Source organism: Novacetimonas cocois (assembly GCF_003311635.1).
GTDB lineage: Bacteria > Pseudomonadota > Alphaproteobacteria > Acetobacterales > Acetobacteraceae > Novacetimonas > Novacetimonas cocois.
The window spans coordinates 140,072-160,601 of sequence record NZ_QEXL01000008.1; the positions used below are offsets into that span (position 1 = coordinate 140,072).

12 protein-coding genes are annotated in these 20,530 nt (G+C 61.8%); 4 read left to right on the forward strand and 8 right to left on the reverse strand.

Translation table 11 applies throughout. The annotated features are described in order from the left end of the window. Positions 1-32: 32 nt before the first annotated feature. The 6 genes from glgB to NJLHNGOC_RS07690 all read right to left on the reverse strand — a co-directional run bounded on the left by glgB (position 33) and on the right by NJLHNGOC_RS07690 (position 11,967). The gene (gene glgB / locus NJLHNGOC_RS07665) at positions 33-2,282 is read right to left on the reverse strand and encodes a 1,4-alpha-glucan branching protein GlgB (protein WP_206059735.1); all 2,250 of its coding nucleotides are present in this window, start codon (positions 2,280-2,282) and stop codon (positions 33-35) included. After that, positions 2,279-5,578, reverse strand: coding sequence for a maltose alpha-D-glucosyltransferase (gene treS / locus NJLHNGOC_RS07670; protein ID WP_113595880.1), 3,300 nt, complete (start codon positions 5,576-5,578; stop codon positions 2,279-2,281). Before treS ends, glgB begins: the two co-directional genes overlap by 4 nt. Then, positions 5,575-8,784 carry a maltotransferase domain-containing protein gene (locus tag NJLHNGOC_RS07675; protein WP_113595844.1) on the reverse strand — a complete coding sequence of 1,070 codons (3,210 nt, stop codon included), beginning with the start codon at positions 8,782-8,784 and terminating at the stop codon, positions 5,575-5,577. The genes treS and NJLHNGOC_RS07675 overlap by 4 nt, the downstream gene beginning before the upstream one ends. A gap of 164 nt (positions 8,785-8,948) precedes the next feature. Further along, a complete protein-coding gene (locus NJLHNGOC_RS07680; protein ID WP_113595845.1) occupies positions 8,949-9,734 on the reverse strand; it encodes an ABC transporter ATP-binding protein in 786 nt (261 codons plus the stop codon). After that, complete coding sequence (locus tag NJLHNGOC_RS07685; protein WP_239021407.1) at positions 9,731-10,738, reverse strand: FecCD family ABC transporter permease; 1,008 nt, start codon at positions 10,736-10,738, stop codon at positions 9,731-9,733. Before NJLHNGOC_RS07685 ends, NJLHNGOC_RS07680 begins: the two co-directional genes overlap by 4 nt. Before the next feature lie 209 nt (positions 10,739-10,947). Further along, the gene (locus tag NJLHNGOC_RS07690; protein ID WP_275399395.1) at positions 10,948-11,967 is read right to left on the reverse strand and encodes an ABC transporter substrate-binding protein; all 1,020 of its coding nucleotides are present in this window, start codon (positions 11,965-11,967) and stop codon (positions 10,948-10,950) included. Positions 11,968-12,296: 329 nt separating this feature from the next. Between NJLHNGOC_RS07690 and NJLHNGOC_RS07695 the strand changes: the two genes are divergently transcribed. Further along, positions 12,297-13,655, forward strand: a complete 1,359-nt coding sequence (locus tag NJLHNGOC_RS07695) for an NCS2 family permease (RefSeq protein WP_113595881.1) — start codon at positions 12,297-12,299, stop codon at positions 13,653-13,655. 12 nt (positions 13,656-13,667) lie between these two features. On the opposite strand, the gene NJLHNGOC_RS07700 is transcribed toward NJLHNGOC_RS07695, so the two are convergent. Continuing rightward, positions 13,668-14,279 carry a TetR/AcrR family transcriptional regulator gene (locus NJLHNGOC_RS07700; protein WP_113595847.1) on the reverse strand — a complete coding sequence of 204 codons (612 nt, stop codon included), beginning with the start codon at positions 14,277-14,279 and terminating at the stop codon, positions 13,668-13,670. A gap of 278 nt (positions 14,280-14,557) precedes the next feature. Between NJLHNGOC_RS07700 and NJLHNGOC_RS07705 the strand changes: the two genes are divergently transcribed. Continuing rightward, complete coding sequence (locus NJLHNGOC_RS07705; protein WP_239021404.1) at positions 14,558-16,771, forward strand: beta-N-acetylhexosaminidase; 2,214 nt, start codon at positions 14,558-14,560, stop codon at positions 16,769-16,771. A 48-nt stretch (positions 16,772-16,819) separates the two neighbouring features. Continuing rightward, the gene (locus NJLHNGOC_RS07710; RefSeq protein WP_113595883.1) at positions 16,820-18,100 is read left to right on the forward strand and encodes an exo-beta-N-acetylmuramidase NamZ family protein; all 1,281 of its coding nucleotides are present in this window, start codon (positions 16,820-16,822) and stop codon (positions 18,098-18,100) included. Between the two features lie 6 nt (positions 18,101-18,106). On the opposite strand, the gene NJLHNGOC_RS07715 is transcribed toward NJLHNGOC_RS07710, so the two are convergent. Next, positions 18,107-19,246, reverse strand: coding sequence for an ROK family transcriptional regulator (locus NJLHNGOC_RS07715; RefSeq protein ID WP_113595848.1), 1,140 nt, complete (start codon positions 19,244-19,246; stop codon positions 18,107-18,109). Between the two features lie 192 nt (positions 19,247-19,438). Between NJLHNGOC_RS07715 and NJLHNGOC_RS07720 the strand changes: the two genes are divergently transcribed. After that, complete coding sequence (locus tag NJLHNGOC_RS07720) at positions 19,439-20,326, forward strand: ROK family protein (protein ID WP_113595849.1); 888 nt, start codon at positions 19,439-19,441, stop codon at positions 20,324-20,326. The last annotated feature ends 204 nt before the right edge of the window (positions 20,327-20,530 follow it).

Sequence of the window (20,530 nt, forward strand, 5' to 3'; positions counted from 1 at the left end):
TTGCTCTCAACAGGTTATTTTCAAAAAGTCTCTCAATTTCCCTTCCCGATGGGACCTGTGCCTGTTTCATGACGGAAGAACAGGCTGCCAAGCGGCGGCAGGGAAAGGCTGAGCGAATGGTCGCGGCCATGCGCGGGCAGGGGGGATGTCCGCACGGCCCCGTAATTGCCGACATTCGACCCGCCGTAAACACTGCTGTCGGTATTGAGGATTTCCTGCCACGTGCCGTCATGGGGGACGCCGATGCGGTAATCGTGCCGGGGAACAGGCGTCATGTTGCACACGACCATGATCGTGGGGGCGCCTTCGGTCTGGCGGATCCATGCAAAGACCGAGTTTTCACGGTCATCGCCAATCAGCCACGAAAAGTCCTCTGCCCGGCTGTCGGAACGGTGGAGCGCGGCATGGGCGCGATAAAGGCGGTTCAGGTCACTCACCAGTCGTCTGACGCCCCCGCCTTCCACGGTATCAAGGCCATGCCATGAAAGCTGCGTTTCATGGCTCCATTCCTCGGGCTGTGCGAATTCCCCGCCCATGAACAGCAGTTTCTTGCCCGGATGTCCCCACATGAAGGCCAGATAGGCACGCAGGTTGGCATGTTTCTGCCACGTGTCGCCGGGCATGCGCCGGATCAGCGATCCTTTGCCATGAACGACCTCGTCATGTGAAAGGGGCAGGATGAAATGTTCCGAAAACCCGTAAAGAAGGCCGAATGTCATCTCGTCATGATGAAAGCGGCGATGGATCGGGTCATGTCCCATGTAATCCAGCGTGTCGTGCATCCATCCCATGTTCCATTTGAAGGAAAAGCCAAGGCCCCCTTCGCTGACGGCGCGCGTGACGCCGGGCCATGCGGTTGATTCCTCCGCCACCATGATCGCGCCGGGAGAGCGCACGGCCACCGTTGCGTTCAGATGGCGGAGGAACGCGATGGATTCCAGATTTTCCCGGCCGCCGTGGATATTGGGGATCCACGCGTCAGCCTTGCGGCTGTAATCGCGATACAGCATTGACGCGACCGCATCCACGCGCAGGCCGTCAATATGATACTGGTGCAGCCAGAACAGGGCGCTTGCGATCAGGAACCCGCTGACCTCGCGACGTCCGATATTGTAAATCAGCGTGTTCCAGTCAGGATGATACCCCTCACGCGGGTCGAGATGTTCATATAACGCGCTTCCGTCAAAGCGGGCCAGACCGTGCGGGTCCGTCGGAAAATGGGCGGGCACCCAGTCCAGGATGATGCCGATACCCGCCCGGTGGCAGGCATTGACAAACCGGGCGAAGGCATCCGGCGCCCCAAACCGGGCGGAGGGCGCGAACAGGCCAAGTGGCTGATACCCCCATGATCCCCCGAACGGATATTCCATGATGGGCATCAGTTCGATGTGGCTGAAGCCCGTTTCAATGACATAGGGCAGTAATGTCGCGGTCAGTTCGTCCCAGTTCACCGTTTTGCCGTCCGCATGCCGCCAGGAACCGGCATGGATTTCATAAATGCTGATCGGGGCTGCGATGTCCTGTCGCGTGCCGCGCGTCTGCATCCAGTCGTCGTCCGACCATTCGAAATCCGTTGTCGCCACCACGACCGATGCCGTCGCGGGGGACAGTTCCGCCGCGAATGCAAGCGGATCGGCCTTCAGCGGCAACAGATGGCCCTGCCTGTCCACGATTTCGAATTTGTAGGTTTCGCCTGCGCCAAGACGCGGAATGAACAGTTCCCATATGCCATGTTCATGACGCAGCCGCATGGTGTGGCGACGGCCGTCCCACTGGTTGAAGTTTCCCACGACCGAAACACGGCTGGCATTGGGTGCCCATACGGCGAAGCGCACGCCCCTGACCCCCTCGACCTCCATGACATGGGCGCCCAGCACGCGGTACAGGTCCTGATGTTCCCCATGGGAAATCAGGTGCAGGTCGAAATCCCCCAGCAACAGACCGAAAGCATAGGCATCTTCGGTTTCCTGCGTGGCGTTGTCCCATTCAACCCGCAGCCGGTATGGCATGCCGGTCGGGATGGCGCCGGTGAACACGCCATCGGGATGAAGCGGCGTCATCGCCCATTCCCTGGCGCGCCTGCGCCGGCCCGGACGCGGGGGGAGGGTTTCGACGATCGTGACCTTATGCGCGCCGGGCATGAAGACGCGGATCGTGTCTTCCTTTCCATCGGGATGACGGCCAAGGAAGGAAAACGGGTTGTCCAGCCGTCCATGCAGGAGGGCTTCGACCCGGCTGTCGATATCCTGTCCGGCACGAAGAATGGGAAGATGTTCCGTCACTGCCGCTCTCCTGACGCTGATGGTCCTGATGCCGGGGGGAATGTCATGAGGTCATGCAGCCCCGCCAGCGCCGTTCCGATCCACGCGGGACGGTTGGTGGCCTCATAACGTATTTCGTAGGCCGCCTTTTCCATCAAGAAGAGATGCAAAAGCGCGGCCTGTGCCTGCGGTGTGCCAATGGCTGTTGCGGTGGTCCCGATGCCTGCACTCCATCCGTCCTGGAAATTCCGCGATGCCTCGGCATGGAAGGCGGAAATGTATTCCGTTGCGCGGACCGCCGACTGTTCGGCGGCGGGATGGCTGGCCGTATCACTGTCTGCAATACGTGCGGTATCGGCGACATAGGCGATGGAGCGCAGCATGCCCGCCACGTCGCGCAGGGGGCTGGCCTTGCCCCTGCGTTCGGGCAGGGGGGTCATGGGCTGTCCCTCGAAGTCGATGATGACGGCATCGTTTTCCACCACCAGCACCTGCCCGAGGTGAAAGTCACCATGAATGCGGGTCTTCAGCGTGCCCGGCGCCGATGCCGCCAGCGTCGTGACAAGCCGCAGCAGGTCCTCACGCGCGGCAAGCAGGGCGGTGGCGTGCGCCTGGTCACCCGCATGCGGCCAGTCGGTGATGCCCGCCACGATGTCGAGCGCGCGCGTGATTTCATCACGCACCGTGGCCGACAGGGCGGCAACGTCGTTTTCCGATACCTGTTCGGGGGCAAAGGCCGCGTTGTCGCTGCCGCGTGCCAGGATGGCGTGCATTTCACCCAGCCGTTGTCCCATGATGCGGAAAAACGCGATATGTTCGGCCCGCATGCCGGCCTGTTCCTCGCCACTCAGGGCGAGGTCCGTCGCGATGCCGCGCAGGTACCCCAGCGTCCATCCCCAGCCATCCCCCTGATTGCCGACATACCCTTCCATGATGGCAAGGGTATATGTCTCCCCCCGCGCATCCACCCGCATGACTTCGCCCAGGAAGGGGGCGATGCCATGCGCGCCGTGTTGTGTCAGGAATTCTGTCATTTCGACTTCCGGGTGGATGCCCGCATGCGGCTGGCGGATCAGTTTGAGGATCAGCCTGTCCCCCACGCTCAGCGAACTGTTGCTCTGTTCGGAGGAAAGCCAGTGGATGGGGGCATCCGACGGGATATCGAGGTGGCGGAACGCGTCGGAGGCACGAAAGACGATTTCCCCTTCACCCGCGGCAAGATGGCTGCCATCGGCCATGGCCTTGATGAATGCGTTTGTCAGTGCGGGCAGGGCGAACGCATCGGTCAGGTAGCCCGTCTGCCGTCCACGCCGCACACGCGACAGGGCCAGCTGCTGTGGCAGCGCGGGGAGCGTATCGGTGTCCCATGCGATGCCCAGCGGCAGGAAATACGAATCCTCCCGTCCTTCCGACTGCGCACGGATTTCACACAGCAGCAGCTGCGTGCCCACAGGTGTTGCCTGAACGATGCGGGCCAGGGTGATCCGCCGTCCCCGCGCGGAAGCCCAGCGTCGCATTGGAAGGTAGGCCGGCAGGATCTCCTCCTCCATGACTTTTCGCACGGGCGCGTCCATCAGGTCACGCAGGTCGCGGCGCAGGACTATGGTGCGGAATTCCGGCAGGGCTTCCGGCGCGGGGACATGCCAGGCCGGATTTTCCGACAGGGTGCACAGCCGGAACCATATGAAGCCATAGGGCGGCAGCGTCAGAAGGTAGGGAAGCTGTCCGATCGGGGGAAAGACGCTTTCGGCCGTCATTTCCACCGGCACCCGACCGATGAAGAGGGAAAGGTCAAGTTCGACCGCCTGTGCGGAGCGGGCAAGATTGGCCACGCACAGGATGGTGTCGGCCTCGTATTCCCGCAGATAGGCCAGGATCTTGCGATTGCCGGGGGAAAGGAACGTCAGCGTCCCGCGGCCAAACGCGTGGGAACGCGCCCGCACCGCCAGCATGCGCCGTGTCCAGTTGAGGAGGGAGAACGGGTCGCGTCGCTGCGTTTCCGCATTGACCGCGGCATATCCATAAAGCGGGTCCATGATGACCGGCAGGACAAGGCGTTCAGGGTCGGCGCGGGAAAAGCCGCCATTGCGGTCCGGCGACCACTGCATCGGGGTGCGAACCCCGTCGCGATCGCCAAGCTGGATATTGTCGCCCATGCCGATTTCGTCGCCGTAATACAGCACGGGCGTTCCCGGCATGGACAGAAGCAGGCTGTTGAGGAGTTCGATCCGCCGCCGGTCACGTTCCAGCAGGGGGGAGAGGCGCCTGCGGATGCCAAGGTTCAGTCGCGCCCGGCGATCGGCGGCATAGGCATTCCACATGAAATCCCGCTCGCTGTCGGTGACCATCTCCAGCGTCAGTTCGTCATGATTGCGCAGGAAAATCGCCCACTGGCAGGTGGGGGGAATATCGGGCGTCTGGCGCATGATGTCGGTGATGGGAAAACGGTCCTCCCGCGCCATGGCCAGATACATCCGTGGCATCAGCGGGAAATGGAAGGCCATGTGACATTCATCGCCATGACCGAAATATTCCTGCGTGTCTTCGGGCCACTGGTTGGCTTCGGCCAGCAGCATGCGGTTGGAAAAACGCGCATCCAGCGCCGCGCGGATACGGCGCAGGACCTCATGCGTTTCCGGCAGGTTCTCATTGCTGGTGCCGTCGCGTTCCACAAGGTAGGGAATGGCGTCGAGCCGCAGCCCGTCGACACCCAGTTTCAGCCAGAAGGACATGATGCCCAGAATGGCCCGCAGGACATGGGGATTGTCGAAATTGAGGTCGGGCTGGTGGGAATAGAAACGATGCCAGAAAAACGCCCCCGCCACGGGATCGCGCGTCCAGTTGGAAATTTCCGTATCGCAGAAGATGATGCGCGTGCCGGCATATTCGGTGCCGGTGTCGGACCAGACATAGAAATTGCGCGCGACCGAACCGGGTTTTGCCTTGCGTGCCCGCTGGAACCACGGATGCTGGTCCGATGTGTGATTGATCACCAGTTCGGTAATCACGCGTATGTTGCGGGCATGCGCGGTATTGATGAAATGCCGCACATCGGCCAGCGTGCCATAATCGGGATGCACGTCGCGATAGGCGGAAATGTCGTATCCATCGTCCTTGCGGGGGGAGGGATAGAATGGCAGCAGCCAGATCGTGTTGACGCCAAGATCCGCGATATAGTCAAGTTTCGACGTCAGGCCCTGAAAATCCCCGATGCCATCATTGTCCGAATCAAAAAAGGATTTCACGTGCACCTGATAGATGACCGCGTCCTTGTACCATAACGGATCGGCGGGTGGGGCCGGATTGCGTTTCGTCATGGCCTGCCGCCTTCCACCGGACGGACGTGCCATATCGCAAAGGGCAGGTCGCCCGGATCAAGGCGGACATGCTGGATCTTTCCTGTCCAGATTTCGTGCCGGTCGCGCATCAGGTCATGAACGCGCAGGGAGGCACTGTCCGGCAGTCCCCATTCCCATAACGGGATTTCGAAAGTGGACTGCTGCACATTTACGGGATCCAGACTGATCGCCACCAGTACGACATCGGACATATCGGTCATGCCCTTTGCGAAATAGATGATGGAATCATTGAACATGTTGTAAAACCGTAATCCCAGATGGGTCTGCAGGGACCTGTGGCGCCGTCGTATCGCATTGATCCTGCCTGTTTCCGATATGATGTTGCCCGGACGGTCATCATCCCATTTGCGGATCTGGTATTTTTCGGAATCCATGTATTCCTCCCGCCCCGGCAGCGGGGTGGATTCACACAGTTCGAAACCCTGATACATGCCCCATAATCCGGACAGCGTGGCAGCCAGCGCCATGCGGATCAGGTGGGCGGCCCTGCCACCGTTTTGCAGGAAAAAAGGGTTGATGTCGGGCGTATTGACAAAAAGATGCGGGCGAAAGAAATCACGGACCGGCCGGCTGGTGATTTCCGTCATGTAGGATGTCAGTTCCTGCTTCGTATTGCGCCACGTGAAGTATGTATAGGATTGGGAAAACCCTGCTTTTGCCAGCCGATACATCATCTTGGGATGGGTAAACGCCTCGGACAGGAAGATGACGTCCGGATGCTGCGCGCGGATATCGGCAATCAGCCATTCCCAGAACGGCAGTGGTTTTGTGTGGGGATTGTCCACGCGGAAAATCCTGATGCCCTCGGCAATCCAGAACAGCACGACATCGCGCAGGGCATGCCACAGGTCGGGAATGGCGCCGGGGGCATAGAAATCCACATTGACAATATCTTCATATACCTTGGGCGGATTTTCCGCATGTTTGATGGATCCGTCGGCGCGATGGTCGAACCATTGGGGATGCGCCGTGATCCACGGATGGTCGGGGGCGCACTGGATCGCGAAATCCATCGCCAGTTCCATGCCATATTCATGCGTTATGCGGACCAGATCCCGAAAATCCTCGATCGTGCCAAGCTGCGGGTGAATGGCATCGTGACCGCCTTCGGCCGATCCGATGGCATACGGGCTGCCGGGATCGTCGGGCTGTGCCTGCAGGCTGTTATTGCGTCCCTTGCGATTGATGCGGCCGACAGGATGGATGGGGGGCAGGTAAAGGACATCGAATCCCATGTCGCGCACGTAAGGCAGACGTCCGATGACGTCGCGCAACGTCCCGTGCCGGTCGGGGCTGGCACCCTGTGAACGCGGAAACAGTTCATACCAGCTGCCGTACCGCGCGGCGGGACGTTCCGCGAAGATTGCAATTGGGGCGGCAAGCCGCGTCAGGTATGGTTTGCTGCTGACATGCTCCATCAATGCCCGCACCGGGGCGGAAAGCAGATGTCCGATCATATCCGCCTGCGACATGTGCAGAAGGTCATCCAGCAGATGCGCCAGCCGCGTCTTCATCAGGCCGTCGGTGCCGGCCATGGTGGCGTGGATCAGCGCGCGCGCGTCCGCAATGTCCTGTGTTTCAATCCTGCCGGCCGCCTGCTTTTTTTCAAGGGCACGCGCGAGTGATCCGTAACGGTCCTGCCAGGCCTCGATCGTGTATTCCCATGGCCCGACCCGATCCAGCGACAGGAAGCCACGCCAGCGGCTGTTGCCGATCGGCTCCATCGGCGCGTGATGCCACAGGGGATCATCCACCGCCCGCCATGACAGTCGCGCCGCGAGGAGGTCATGCCCATCCATGAAGATGTCCGCCTCCACCGTGATCGACGTTCCGGTCTCCGCCTTGACCGCAAAGCGGGGCGGGTCCACCACTGGCGTGACATTTTCCACGGCGATGCGGCCGAGCTTCATGACGGCGTGCATGTTTGTCGCATGCGGATGTTTTATGGGGGGACCGCCCTCTTGTGTCTCGACAACCCTGACCTCACCAGCCGCCAATGTCAGCCATCCGTCATGGAGCAGGGAAAAAAGCGACCTGCCCCCGTCGATCGGGGAAAGCGGACCGAAATCAGGCATCAGGGCGTCAGGACAGGCAGAAGCGGCATGCCACGGCGATGGATTGATCAGGATGACACGTGTGCGGGGGGCATGTTCATCGCCATGTCGCATGACAAGCACCGTAATCGGGTTATCCGCGGAACTGACATGCAGGTGAGGGGTCGCCAGCCTTGTCCGGCCGGATCCTGACATCCTGCCTGCGAAAAGAAGTGCATCATGAACGCGGATGTCCTGATATATGGCTTCATTTTCAGGGAAGACGGGAACAAGGATCCCATCGCCCGTCGCCCCGGCAAGGCGCAGGTTCATGATTTCACGTTCGGCATCAGCGCCAGTGGACGATGCGATATCGGCGGGGAAGGGAACGGGACAGGCCAGCCGCCCGACAGCGTCGGGAAGGGCGCGCCATTCCTCCACAAACCACGGGTCGTGCCTGTTCCACCATGCGACGGACGAACTGACCAGATCGACGCCTGTCGTGGCGATCTGGTATGTTGCGTCCCCAGAAAGTCCCGCCGTCCATGCGATCCAGCGGCATGACGGCAGGATCGCGCGGGATATCCGGATAATGTTGCGCAGGAAATCGGGCGGCAGGTTCTGCGGGGCGTCACAGCGGAAACCGCGCACGCCCGCATCCAGCAGGGATTGCAGTATCCCCCGCCAGTAATCGCATATTTCCTGATGGAATGAGGAAATATTCAACCGAAGGGAGCGCGGGTCATCCGTGGGCAGGTACCATTGCGGATATCGACGCGCCAGAAGGCCATCACGCGCCACGCGATCCAGCGGCAGGTCAAGCAGGACGCCCATGCCGTATTCGCCTGCCGTCTCGCACAGCTTCTGCAGGCCCGTCAGGAAGGGACTGCCCCATGACAGGGACGCGTTGCCTTCCTCAAAGGAGGAGACAAGGAATGTATCGTCACCTGACGCGAAGATGGGCGAAATCAGGCAGTCGGTAAAACTGCTGTCGGCGTCACGTGAAAACAGTTCCGCCCATGTGTCGGGCCGATGGACCTGACTGGCGGGCAGGTAGCGGATGACAGGCGACCAGGGTGTGCTGTCACCGGGATTGGTATGAACGTTGCCGCGCGGATTGCCTGACCCCATGCCGGTTCTTTCTTCGGGCTTTCATAGGCAGGTCTCGGACCCGCTTGCCGCGGGGCGATCTGTCGATAGGCTCAGAACGGCAGAGGTCGGGAAAAGAACAGGTAACGACAGGAAAAATCTGATAACAAATTCGTGTTGCGCGGCGTCGGCAGCAGATGCAGGGATCAGTCGATGGTGCCATCCACCATGACATAGGGCTCCCCCCGGGAACAGGTTTCGACACGGGCATGTATGCCGTATGTCTGCTGCAGCAGCGCGGGCGAAATCACCGTGCGAGAGGGACCGGCGGCGATTATCCGTCCGTCGCGCATGATGACGGCATCATCGGTCATGCGTACCGCGATGTTCAGGTCATGCAGGACAATGATGGTCACGATCCTCCGCGCGGCGGTCGTCCGGCGCACGATGTCCATGACCGAAAACTGATGATGCAGGTCCAGCGCGCTGAGCGGTTCGTCCAGCAGCAGGGCCTCGGGCTGCCGTCCCAGCGCCTGCGCCAGCCCCACAAGCTGCCGCTGGCCGCCCGACAGTTCATCCATGTAACGCATCGCCAGATCGCCAATCCCGAATGTGTCCAGCGTTTCAAGGGTATCGGCGATGACGGTATCATCCGCGCCGCTTCCCATCCCGCTGACATGGCGGGCGGCGATCAGTGATTCCAGCACTTGCAGATGCACGGGCGCGGGCAGCGTCTGTGGCAGATAGACGCAATGGCGCGTGCGTTGCGCCAGCGGCATGCGCGACAGGTCCATGCCATTGAGCGTAATGACGGCAGGGGATGGCACAATGCCCGCCAAGGCACGCAGGAACGTGGATTTCCCGCTGCCGTTCGGTCCCAGCAATGCGCAGACGCGCCCACGGACAAACGGCGCGGGATCGAGGTCATGCAGGACGGTGCGTCGTCCGTAACGCACGCTGACATGCCGCGCGCAAAGGCCCGCGCCGGTCATGACAGCCCCTGCCGGCGCAGGACGATCGCAAGGAAAAAGGGAATGCCGACCAGCGCGGTGACAATTCCGGTCGGAATGATGACGCCGGGGATGATGTTGCGTGCCGCGACGGAAGAAAGCGACATGATCAGGCATCCGACCAGCAGGCTGCCGGGAAGGTAGAAACGGTGATCCTCCCCCAGCAGGCGGCGCGCGATATGCGGGGCGACCAGTCCGATGAACCCGATGGTCCCGACAAACGAAACCGCCAGCGCGGACAGAATGCTGATGCGCAGCAGCGCCGCGCGCCGGACGCGCGGAATGTCCACCCCCAGGCTGGAGGCCCGTTCCTCGCCCATGCGCAGGACCGTCAGCTGCCATGCCGCGCGAAAGGACAGTGGCGCGATCAGCAGGCATGCGGCGGCAAGGATGCCGATCCTGGGCCATGTCGCGCGTGTCAGGCTGCCCATCGTCCAGAAGACGAGGTCCTGAAGGGCGTCCTCGCTCGCCATGAACTGCAGGAGGGAGACAAGGGCATGGAACATGAACACCAGCGCGATGCCGAACAGGATGACCGTGCTGGTGCCCGCCCCGCGCAGGCGCGCGACAAGGTCCAGCAGGAACACCGAACCGATGGAAAAGACGAAGGCATTGGTGGAGATGATCCATGCCTCGGGCACGCCGGGGATATGCCATTGCAGGATGATCGCCAGCGACGCGCCGAATGCCGCCGCGGCGGAGACCCCGAGCGTGAACGGACTGGCCAGCGGATTGGCAAGGATGGTCTGCATTTCCGCCCCCGATAGTCCCAGCGCCGCGCCAACGCATATGGCCATCAGGGCATAGGGCAGGCGTATCTGCCAGACAATCACGCTTTCCCCCGCCGGCGCGTCATGCGGATGCAGCAGGATATGCACCAGTCGCGCCGGGGAAAGGCCCGATGGCCCCAGCGCGAAATCGAGCGTCACGGAACAGGCGATCAGGAACACGATGGCCGCGATGATCGTCATGCGCCGCCGCAGCATCGCACGATACCGGGCATGGATATCGCCCGCCGCCAGCGCGCGTTGCGTGACGGGGGCGGGGGAAAGGCTGTTCATAAGGTAAGGCCCGCCTTATGGCGTGATCCAGAAGGTGCCTTCCTGCCGGACCGGCAGGAAACGCTCATAAAGCTCTTTTTCGGTCCTGTCCGGGTCAAGGCCGGCAAACAGGTCGGGGTGGAACCATTTGGCCATCACCTCCACCGCCAGGATATTGTAGGGGGAGTCATAAAATGCGTGCCACAGGCCATGGGCATGTCCACCCGTGACGGCACGCAGCGTGGAAATGCCCGGACGCTCCTCCACTGTCCTGAGCGAACTGCGCGCAAGGTCGGGGGAAACCTCCGCCCCCATCCGCAGGCCCGGCCCCGCCGCCCTGGGGCCTTTCGTGCCGTCAGCGATATAGATGTCAGGGTCCGAGGCGATGACCTTTTCCAGGGCGATATCGCCGATATAGCCGGGAAGCAGGGGGGCGCGATGTTGCGGCCGCCCGCCGCCTCGATAAAGGCGCCCATGTTGCCCTTGCCCGCCGTATGGCAGCAGCTTTCGCGCATGGCCGCCAGCATTTCGATGAATACCTTGGGCCGCTGTTCCATCGGAACTTTGGCAATGGCCTGCGTCACGCGATCCAGATGCGACTGATAGAAGGTGATGTAATCCTGCGCTTCGGCCTGACGGTTCAGCACCGTGCCAAGGATGCGCATGGATGGCACGGTATCGTGCAGCGGATTCGCACGGAAATCGACGAAGACCACCGGCACGTGCGCCGCCTGCAACTGGCTGACCAGTTCGCTGGAGGCGCCGGGGCCATGGCCGGAAATCGTCAGGATCGCAAGGTCGGGACGCAGGTCCAGCACCTTTTCCGGGCTGATGGTGTCCGCCGTGGTCTTGCCGATCAGCGCCACCTTTGCCGCCGCCGGGAAACGCGCGACATACTGGTCATAACTCTGGGTATCGGCGGTGCGGAATTCCCCCTGCCATCCGACAATCCGGTCGAACAGGTGTTCACGTTCCAGCGGGGCAAGGGCGTATATCAGACGCCCTTCGCCAAGGACGATCCGGTGCACGTCGTGCGGGATTTCGACCGTGCGCCCCGCCATGTCCGTAATGGTGGCGGCATGCGCGCCGGCACTGACGCACGGGCCACCCAGTAACGGCATGACGGTGAAAAGGGCCGTTACCAGACGCCTGCACCGATGGAAGGTTCGTTTCATGCCGTTTTCCCCGCCTTGCATTGTCCCCGTGCCGTCATGCGGGACAGGGAATTCGGAAGCAGGGTCGGGTGATAATGATAATTGTTATCATTGTCAATTTGCGCGGGACGGCGGTTCCTGCCCTCCCCATGATCGTGATGCTGCCATTATCAGAACAGGCTGTGCAGATTTTAGGCCACTCCCGCCCCCTCGGAAATCGCGGTCGGCGTGGTAGTAAGGGCTGCTGTCATTGCGTTTCCGGACAGAGATGGCATGCACCATGATGGACCACGACAACAAGACTTGCGGGACAGATGGCTGGGATGACCGATCATGAAAAGACCGGGGGCATGAGGCACGCGGCACGTGGCGCGGGCGGGATGCTCGACCGCTATTTTGACGTCACGCGGCGGGGTTCGACCCTGCTGCGTGAAGTCGTGGCCGGCATCACCACCTTTGGCGCGGTTGCGTATATCATGGCGGTCAATCCGGCCATCCTGTCGATGGCGGGGCTGGATCACCATGACATGATCATGACCACGATCGCGGCATCGGTCTGCGGCACGCTGCTGATGGCCCTGATGGCCAACCTGCCCATTGCCCTGGCCCCGGCGATGAGCAGCAACATCATTTTCGCGCAGGTCGTCGTGATGCATATGGGCATCAGCCCTGCCGTGGCCTTTGCGATGGTGTTTCTGGGTGGCGTCGTCTTCGTGCTGCTGGCGCTGACATCATGGCGGCAGAAGATCGTCAGCGGCTTTCCCGATCCGGTCATCTGCGGCATCCGATGCGCAATCGGGGCGTTCATCGTCAGGATTGGCCTGACGACGGGTGGCCTGGTCGTGCCGTCGCATGACGGGTTCGCCTTTGGCCTGCTGGCGCAGCCGGCGGTGGAGCTTGCCCTTGGCGGACTGGCGCTGGCGATGGTGCTGTCCTACATGCGGGTTCCCGCGGCGATGCTGCTGTCAATCGTGGTCATCACCATCGCGGGCCTGTTCGTGCATGGCGCCGATGGCCGGTTGCTGACGCGCCTGCCTGCACATGTATCGGACTGGCCACATTATCCGTATCACATGCTGTTCACGTTCGATTTCCATGGGTTTGTCGCGAACATCCTCGTCCTCTTTCCTGTCGCCCTCTATTTTTTCCTCAGCGATTTTTTCGATGCGACAGGTACGATGATGGCCGTTACCCAACGTGCGACGCAGGGCAGGGACGGAACACCTCTGCCCCTTGGCCGCGCGGCGTTCTGCGCGGATGGCGCGGCCAGCGTGATTGGCGCCACGCTTGGAACCAGCACGGTCTCGGCCTATCTGGAATCCCTTGTCGGGGTGGAGGCGGGCGGCCGCACCGGCCTGTGCGCGGTGGTGGTGGCGGCGCTGTTCGCGGTTTCCTCGTTCTTCTGGCCGCTGATTACAGCCATTCCCCCCGTTGCCACAGCGCCTGTCCTGATTGTCGTGGGGCTGGGAATGCTCTCCACCCTGGCGTCGCCGCAGACGCTGGCGCTGGAGGAGCTGATGTCGCCGTTGCTGATGGTGGTGATCACCCTGATGACCGGGAATTTCATGCTGGCGCTGGCCTGTGGGCTGTTGCTGCATACAATCCTGGTCATCGGGCGGCGGCGCTGGCGGCAGCTGACGCCCATGCTCGTGGGGCTGGATATCGTCTTCGTCGTCTTCCTGCTGCTCGAAAGCCGCATGCAGGCGTAGCGCGTGGCCGCCTCAGTCTTCGTCCTCGGTCATGAAGCCATGCGACCGCAGAAGGTGGGAGGTCGCGTACCACGCCTCCTTCGCCGCGTCCTTGTTGTCGCATGTTTCCGCCTGGACCATCGCGCCGTCCAGCAGCATGCACAGGGTGCGTCCCAGCATCGTGGCGGTTTCGATTTCCATGCCGCCGGATTGCAGCAGGTGGCTGAACGCGCTGCACATGCTGTCCTTCTGTGCCTGGAGCAGGTGCGTGATCTCGTCATGGCGGCGGCGGTATTCGGCCGCCGCGTGCATGAACATGCAGCCATGGAAATCATCGCCATGGAACAGCGCGTCATACCAGTCGAAAATGGCGCGGATCTTCGCCAGCGGTGTTTTCTGGTGGTTGATCGCCAGCGCCAACTCATCCTCGACATCGTGGATGTGGGTGGCGATTGCCTCGGACACCAGTACGTCCTTGCTGGGGAAATGGCGAAAGACGGTGGCCTTGGTTACGCCTGCGCGGGTCCGGATCGCATCCACACTGACCGTCTGGTAGCCGACGCGGTTGAACAGCCAGCGTGCCGCCTGCAGGACCTTGGTGCGCTTTCCCTGCCGGGAGCCATCGGAGTAAGCGGTGGTGGGCATGAATGGTTATGCCTTGCATGTATTTGTTGCATTGCAAAGCTATCTTTATAAAGCATCCTTCGAAAGTTGGTAGCTCATTTTGCATTGCATTCCCGCTCTTTTGAGGATGCCGCCATCCTGCACCCGACTGCCGGACGGGATCGGGGGACAGGGGACGCATGCAAAAGGAAAGCTTTATTTTACTTTCCGAACAAAATGGAGCGTGCCAGTAATGGGACTGCCTGTCGCCGTCCGGTTTCTGGTGGAGCCTGTTCCCTGAATGGAAAGAAATTGACCTGATGCTTCCCTTTCTGCGCCGTTCCCGTCGTTTTCTCCATAATGCCTGCAGTTCCATGGCGCTGCTTGCGGCGTTCTGTGCCCCGGCAGTCGCCGCCACGCCGTCCGTGCCGCTGATGCCGCAGCCCCGCTCCATCACGCTGTCGGGGCAGGACATTCCGGTTGCGGGCGGGGTTCGCATCGAATGGGCCGGCAAACCCACGCCCATGCTGCGCCGGGCGGGGGAACGTTTTTCCGCGCGCCTTGCCATGCTGGCGGGCCGTCCCACGGCGGGCGTGACACCGGTCGTGCTGCATATCTCCAGCCAGCCCGACCCGACGTATCTGAGCGTGCAGGAACGCGAACATTACACCCTTGGCGTTGCCGCGAACGGTGGCATCCATCTGGATGCGGATGGTCCGGCAGGCGTGCTGCATGGCCTGTCCACCCTGCTGCAGCTGGTTGCGCTGACGCCGCAGGGGCCGGTCCTGCATGAAGCCAGCATTGACGATGCCCCGCGCTTTGCATGGCGTGGCGTGATGCTGGACGTATCGCGTCATTTCATGTCGGTGGAAACGGTCAAGCGGCAGCTTGATGCCATGGAACTGACCAAGCTCAATGTCCTGCACTGGCATCTGAGCGACGGGACAGGATTCCGCGTCGAAAGCCGGCGGTTCCCCCGACTGCAGCGCCTGGGGGGGCATAACCAGTATTATACGCAGGCGCAGGTGCGTCAGGTCGTGGCCTATGCCGCCGATCGCGGCATCCGCATCGTGCCGGAATTCGACGTGCCCGGCCACGCGCTGTCGATGCTGGAGGCCTATCCCGAACTGGCGGCGCAGCATGTTCCCTCCGAAGAGGAACGCAAGTACCCCTGCACGATCACCATCAATCAGGTCAGGACCGATGCAAACTGCAACAAGGTCTATAACCTGAACAATGCGGCGTTCGATCCGACAAAGCCGCAGACGCTGCATTTCGTAAGCGCGCTATACGAGGAAATGGGACATCTGTTCCCCGACCGGTATTTCCATTCCGGCGGGGACGAGGTCGCAAGCCGGCAATGGAACGACAATCCTGCCATCGTGGCCTATATGAAGCAGCATGGCTTTGCCGATGCGCCCGCGTTGCAGGCCGCCTTTACCGCGCAGATCGAACATGCCCTTGCCCGGCAGGGCAAGATCATGATGGGCTGGGACGAAGTCAGCGAGGCACCGATCCCCTCCAACGTCGTGGTCGAGGCATGGCGCGGTTCGAAATGGGTCCAGTCGGCGACGGCGGCGGGGCATCCGGTTGTCGTCTCTTCCGGCTATTACCTCGACCTGCTGACCCCCGCGGCGACGCATTATCAGGTCGATCCCATCGATCCCAAGGCCGTGGGCCTGCCGCAGGATGCGTTTGGCAAGGGGCATGGCAGGCACAGGCCGGCGGCCGACGCCTTTGCGCTGGATCCGGACGCGAAACCCCTTGACGCGGCGCAGCGGCAGCTCGTGCTGGGGGGCGAGGCGCCCTTGTGGAGCGAACTCGTCTCCGACGAGATGGTCGATGCCCGCATGTGGCCGCGTTCGGCGGCGATTGCCGAACGGTTCTGGTCCGATGCCTCCGTGCGTGATGTGGCGGATATGGAAAGGCGCCTGCCGTTGATCCAGCATGAGCTGGAGGCAACGGGCCTGCAGGCGCGCATGCATGAAAAGGAAATGATCGCCCGCCTGACGCCACAGAACGTAACCCCGCTGACGATACTGACATCCGTGACAAGTCCGGTGCGCAATTACGCCCTGAACCGTCTGGCCTCACGCAGTGGCGACGCCATGCTGAACGCGCCCGTCGCAATTGCCGCCCCCGACAGTTTCGACGCGATTGCTTTTAACGCCATGGCGGCACGCTATGCCGCGGGGGAAAAGGCACTGGCCGTCCCCATGAGGGAAATGCTGCGGCGGTACGTGGCGAATGATGCGGCCTATGCCACGGTTGCGACGACGCCGCTTCTTCAGGATGCGCGTCCCGTATCGCAGCAGCTGGCGGAAGTGGCGACGGTGGCTCTGGAAGCCCTGCGGAAGCATAAGGGTCATGGGCATCACTGGCACAGGCGTGTCAACAAGGTGCTTGCGGTGCAGGATGCCACCTTTGCCGCATGCGCCACCAGCGTGGTGGCCCGCGCGCGTCCGCAGCCGCCTTCGGGACTGCTGATCGATATCGTGCCGGGTGTCCATGCCCTCGTCAATCATGCGCACTGAGGTCATGCGCCGACAGTATTCGATGCGATGCAGGGAAAGGATGGCTTCATGCGGCTGACACGCAGGGCGATGTGGAAGGGCGGCATGGCCCTGTGTGGCGGTGCAGTGTTGAAAAGTCTGCCGGCGGGCGCGAAAACGCCTGATTGCGCCAGCGACAGTCTTCATTCGGTTCAGACGGGCTTTGAATGCCTGCGTTCGGACCGTTACGAAATCCTGCGTGGGCGCAAGGTCGGGCTGGTGGCCAATCCGACCAGCGTGGGCAGGAACCTGCACCATATCGCCGATATCATGCATGCGGATGCGGGTTTCGACCTGCATGCCATTTTCGGGCCCGAACACGGTTTCCGCGGGTCCGCCCCGGCGGGCCAGTCAGAGGCCCCGACCCGTGATCCGCATACCGGCGTCATGGTCTATGACATCTATAACATCGCCGGGGCACGGCTTGATGCCATCCTGCGGGCTTCGGGCATCGACATGATGGTTTTCGACATCCAGGATGTCGGTTCGCGTTTTTATACGTATATATCGACGCTTTACGATACAATCTGCGCATGTGCGCGGCTGGGGCTGGATTATGTCGTGCTCGACCGTCCCAATCCCGTTTCGGGACAGCGGGTGGAGGGGCCTGTCCTTGACCCGCATTTTTCGTCCTTTGTCGGCAGGCAGGCCATTCCCATACGGCACGGGATGACGGTCTGTGAAATCGCCAGCCTGTTCAATGAATGTTTCGTTCCGGCCGTTACGGGGCGGCCGGTGCGTCTGCGGCATGTGGGCATGAAGGGCTGGCGTCGGGACCTGTTTTTTGATCAGACGGACCTGCCCTGGATTCCACCCAGTCCCAATATGCCGACAGTGCAGACGGCGATTGCCTATTCCGGGACCTGCCTGTTTGAGGGAACGACCATGTCCGTGGGGCGCGGGACGGCGATGCCCTTCCTGTATCTGGGGACGCCGGATCTGGATGCCGCGGCATGGCGCGACAGGCTGGAGGCAGCGAACCTGCCGGGTGTCGCGTTCCGCGATGTTGCGTTCTCCCCTTCGGCTTTTGTCGATAAGGGGAAAATGGATCATGGGGTGCAGATCGTCATTACCGACAGGAACAGCTTTGAATCGGTCAGGACCGGTGTGACGCTGATTTCCACATTGCGCGGCCTGCTGCCGAGCCTGCCGTGGGGCGGGAACAGTCGGACGTTCGACCTGCTTGCCGGGACCGATACCCTTCGCCATCAGCTTGATCAGGGGATCGGGCCTGCCGCGATTATCCAGTCATGGCAGGACGGGCTGGCGCGTTTCGGGGCCATGCGCAACAAATACCTGCTTTATGGCTGATACGGGTTATTCGCTGAACAGGAACTGGCGCGTGGCGATCCCGGCCGCGCCGGTGGCCCAGTCCGTGCGCCGTGTTTCACGCAGGGTCAGGGTCGTTTCCCAATCCGGGCGCGGCATGACATGCGTTTCCATCGTCTGGCGCAGGACCGCGCCAAAGACGCCTTCGCGAAAGGGCTGGTCCAGCATGACCACGACCTGGCTGGGGTCAAACAGCTGGACAAGCTGCGCCACCGCAAGTCCCATCGCACCGCCGGCAATATGAAGAATACGCAGGGCATCGGCATGGCCGTCCCGCGCCAGCAGTTCAAGTTCGGCTGGCGAACCGGGAAGACCACGCTGCTGCGCCATGGAACGTATGGCCTGCAGCGAGGAAACCGTATCAAGGCATCCGCGCTTGCCACAGCTGCACGGACGTTCCGTTTCCTTTCCATCAGGCCAGAATACCGTCGTGTGGGAAATCTCGCCCGCTCCGCCGTGAAAGCCGCGATGCAGCTTTCCGTCAACGATGTGGGCGCATCCAATGCCCCCGTCACCCACGATGATCATGCTGAAATCAGGACAGTCACGCAATATTCCAAACAGGTGTTCGCCCTGCACCAGCGCATTGGCGTCGTTTTCCGCGAAAACCGGTACCTTCAGCCGATCCTGGAGGGGGGTGACAATGTCGACATTCCGCCATCCCAGCGCGGTCGAACGCAGGCATGCGCGCCTGTCCCGTGCAACAAATCCCGGGATTGCGATACCGACACCGCCAAGTGGGCCTGCCCGGTCATCAGCCTGCGCCAGCAGTGTTTCGATGCCGCTGGCGATATGATCGACACAGCCATCGGGATCCGGGATACGGGGAAAATCCATCTGGGCCAGAATTTCACCATGCAGGTCCGTCAGCAGGATCTGCCCCGGATCAGACTGGAGCGAAACCCCCGCAAAACAGGCGGAGATGGCGTTCAGCCCCAGCAGGATGGCCGGACGTCCCTGCCCAAAGACCAGTTCACGTTCGGACAGGATGTTGCGATCCAGCAGTTCGCGCGTCAGGGTCGAGACGGTCGCCTTGCTCAGCCCGGTAATTTCCACCAGTTGCGTTCTGCTGATATTGCCCATCATGCTGATGGCGCGCAGTACCCGGTATTGTCCAGACGTAAACATTCGTGTCCTGACCCACTATCTCCGATCTTTGTTTTTAATTGATACGTATTCGAAAGACAATTAGTATGAAAACGGAACTTAGTGAGTTGGCCGAATGATTCCGCACGCTTTTTTAGGTGCATATCCTGTCTGTGATGTGTCGTGCCCATTCCGGGGTCTGTCTGTCATATGCGGGCACGGGAGTGATGTTGCGTGATACTGTGTGCGGATATCGGCGGTTCCTATATCGATTTTGCGCAGGCGGATGCAAAGCACGAACTGTCGCATCGAAAGCGCATGCCGACGCCGACCACGGATCTGGATCGGTTTGTTTCGGTAATGAATGACATGGCTGCCGGTTACGACGCCACGATACCGCTGCATATCGCAATCGCGGGTGTCTGTGCGCCACGCAGCGGCCAGACGCGTACCGCCAACATCCCCTGTGTCAATGGCGTGCCCCTGCGGCGGTTCCTGACCGAACGGCTGGGGCGTCGCGTGCTTGTCGCCAATGATGCGCACTGCTTTGCTTTGAGCGAGGCCATGCAGGGGGCGGGCGCCGGACACGACATTGTTTTCGGGATCATCCTGGGGACAGGTGTTGGCGGCGGCCTGATTATCGATGGGCGTCCCGTGATCGGACCGGGCGGACTGGGCGGTGAGTGGGGGCATGGCCCCTTCATTGCCGAAGCCACCGGACCGGGGAGCATTCCCTCGCTGCCATGTCAATGTGGGCAGCGCGGATGTCTGGATACGATCGGCGGCGCGCGCGGGATCGAGCGTCTGCATCATCATCTGGGCGGCGGGGAATTGCATGCCCGTTCCCTCCTTGCGCAGTGGCAGGAGGGGGACGGGGCGGCACGACGCACAGTGGATGTCTGGCTGGATCGCATGTCCGCGGGGTTGGCGATGGTCGCGAACGTGACGGGTGCCTCCATCATGCCGGCGGGTGGGGGGCTGGCGCATCAGGTGGCGCTGATTGAGGCACTGGATCGCACGGTCCGTGACCGTATCCTACGCCATCAGGAAACCCCGCTTGTCGTGCCGGGGCACCTGCCCGGGGAATCCGGGTTGATCGGGGCTTCGTGGCTGAAAGACTGAAGGGGGCTATCCTTTACAGGATTGCTAGATCGGGTGGTAACGGTTTCATCGCTGCCTGTCCGTAAGAGCTGTCCGGCATGTCCCGGCCCAAGGTTTCAATGCGGCGATGGTGCGTGGTTGCGCTGACGTCGCTATTGGCGGCGAAGATTGACAGGGCCGTCCGATCGGCCGTCTGATGCGGCGTGCAGCCGCGATGCTGAACGG

What these genes read in the sequence shown, in the direction of transcription:
- treS (WP_113595880.1), bottom strand. Translation starts at nt 5,578, where the DNA reads ATGACGAAACGCAATCCGGCCCCACCCGCCGATCCGTTATGGTACAAG.
- NJLHNGOC_RS07675 (WP_113595844.1), bottom strand. Translation starts at nt 8,784, where the DNA reads ATGGGGTCAGGCAATCCGCGCGGCAACGTTCATACCAATCCCGGTGAC.
- NJLHNGOC_RS07680 (WP_113595845.1), bottom strand. Translation starts at nt 9,734, where the DNA reads ATGACCGGCGCGGGCCTTTGCGCGCGGCATGTCAGCGTGCGTTACGGA.
- NJLHNGOC_RS07685 (WP_239021407.1), bottom strand. Translation starts at nt 10,738, where the DNA reads ATGCTGCGGCGGCGCATGACGATCATCGCGGCCATCGTGTTCCTGATC.
- NJLHNGOC_RS07690 (WP_275399395.1), bottom strand. Translation starts at nt 11,967, where the DNA reads ATGAAACGAACCTTCCATCGGTGCAGGCGTCTGGTAACGGCCCTTTTC.
- NJLHNGOC_RS07695 (WP_113595881.1), top strand. Translation starts at nt 12,297, where the DNA reads ATGAGGCACGCGGCACGTGGCGCGGGCGGGATGCTCGACCGCTATTTT.
- NJLHNGOC_RS07700 (WP_113595847.1), bottom strand. Translation starts at nt 14,279, where the DNA reads ATGCCCACCACCGCTTACTCCGATGGCTCCCGGCAGGGAAAGCGCACC.
- NJLHNGOC_RS07705 (WP_239021404.1), top strand. Translation starts at nt 14,558, where the DNA reads ATGCTTCCCTTTCTGCGCCGTTCCCGTCGTTTTCTCCATAATGCCTGC.
- NJLHNGOC_RS07710 (WP_113595883.1), top strand. Translation starts at nt 16,820, where the DNA reads ATGCGGCTGACACGCAGGGCGATGTGGAAGGGCGGCATGGCCCTGTGT.
- NJLHNGOC_RS07715 (WP_113595848.1), bottom strand. Translation starts at nt 19,246, where the DNA reads ATGTTTACGTCTGGACAATACCGGGTACTGCGCGCCATCAGCATGATG.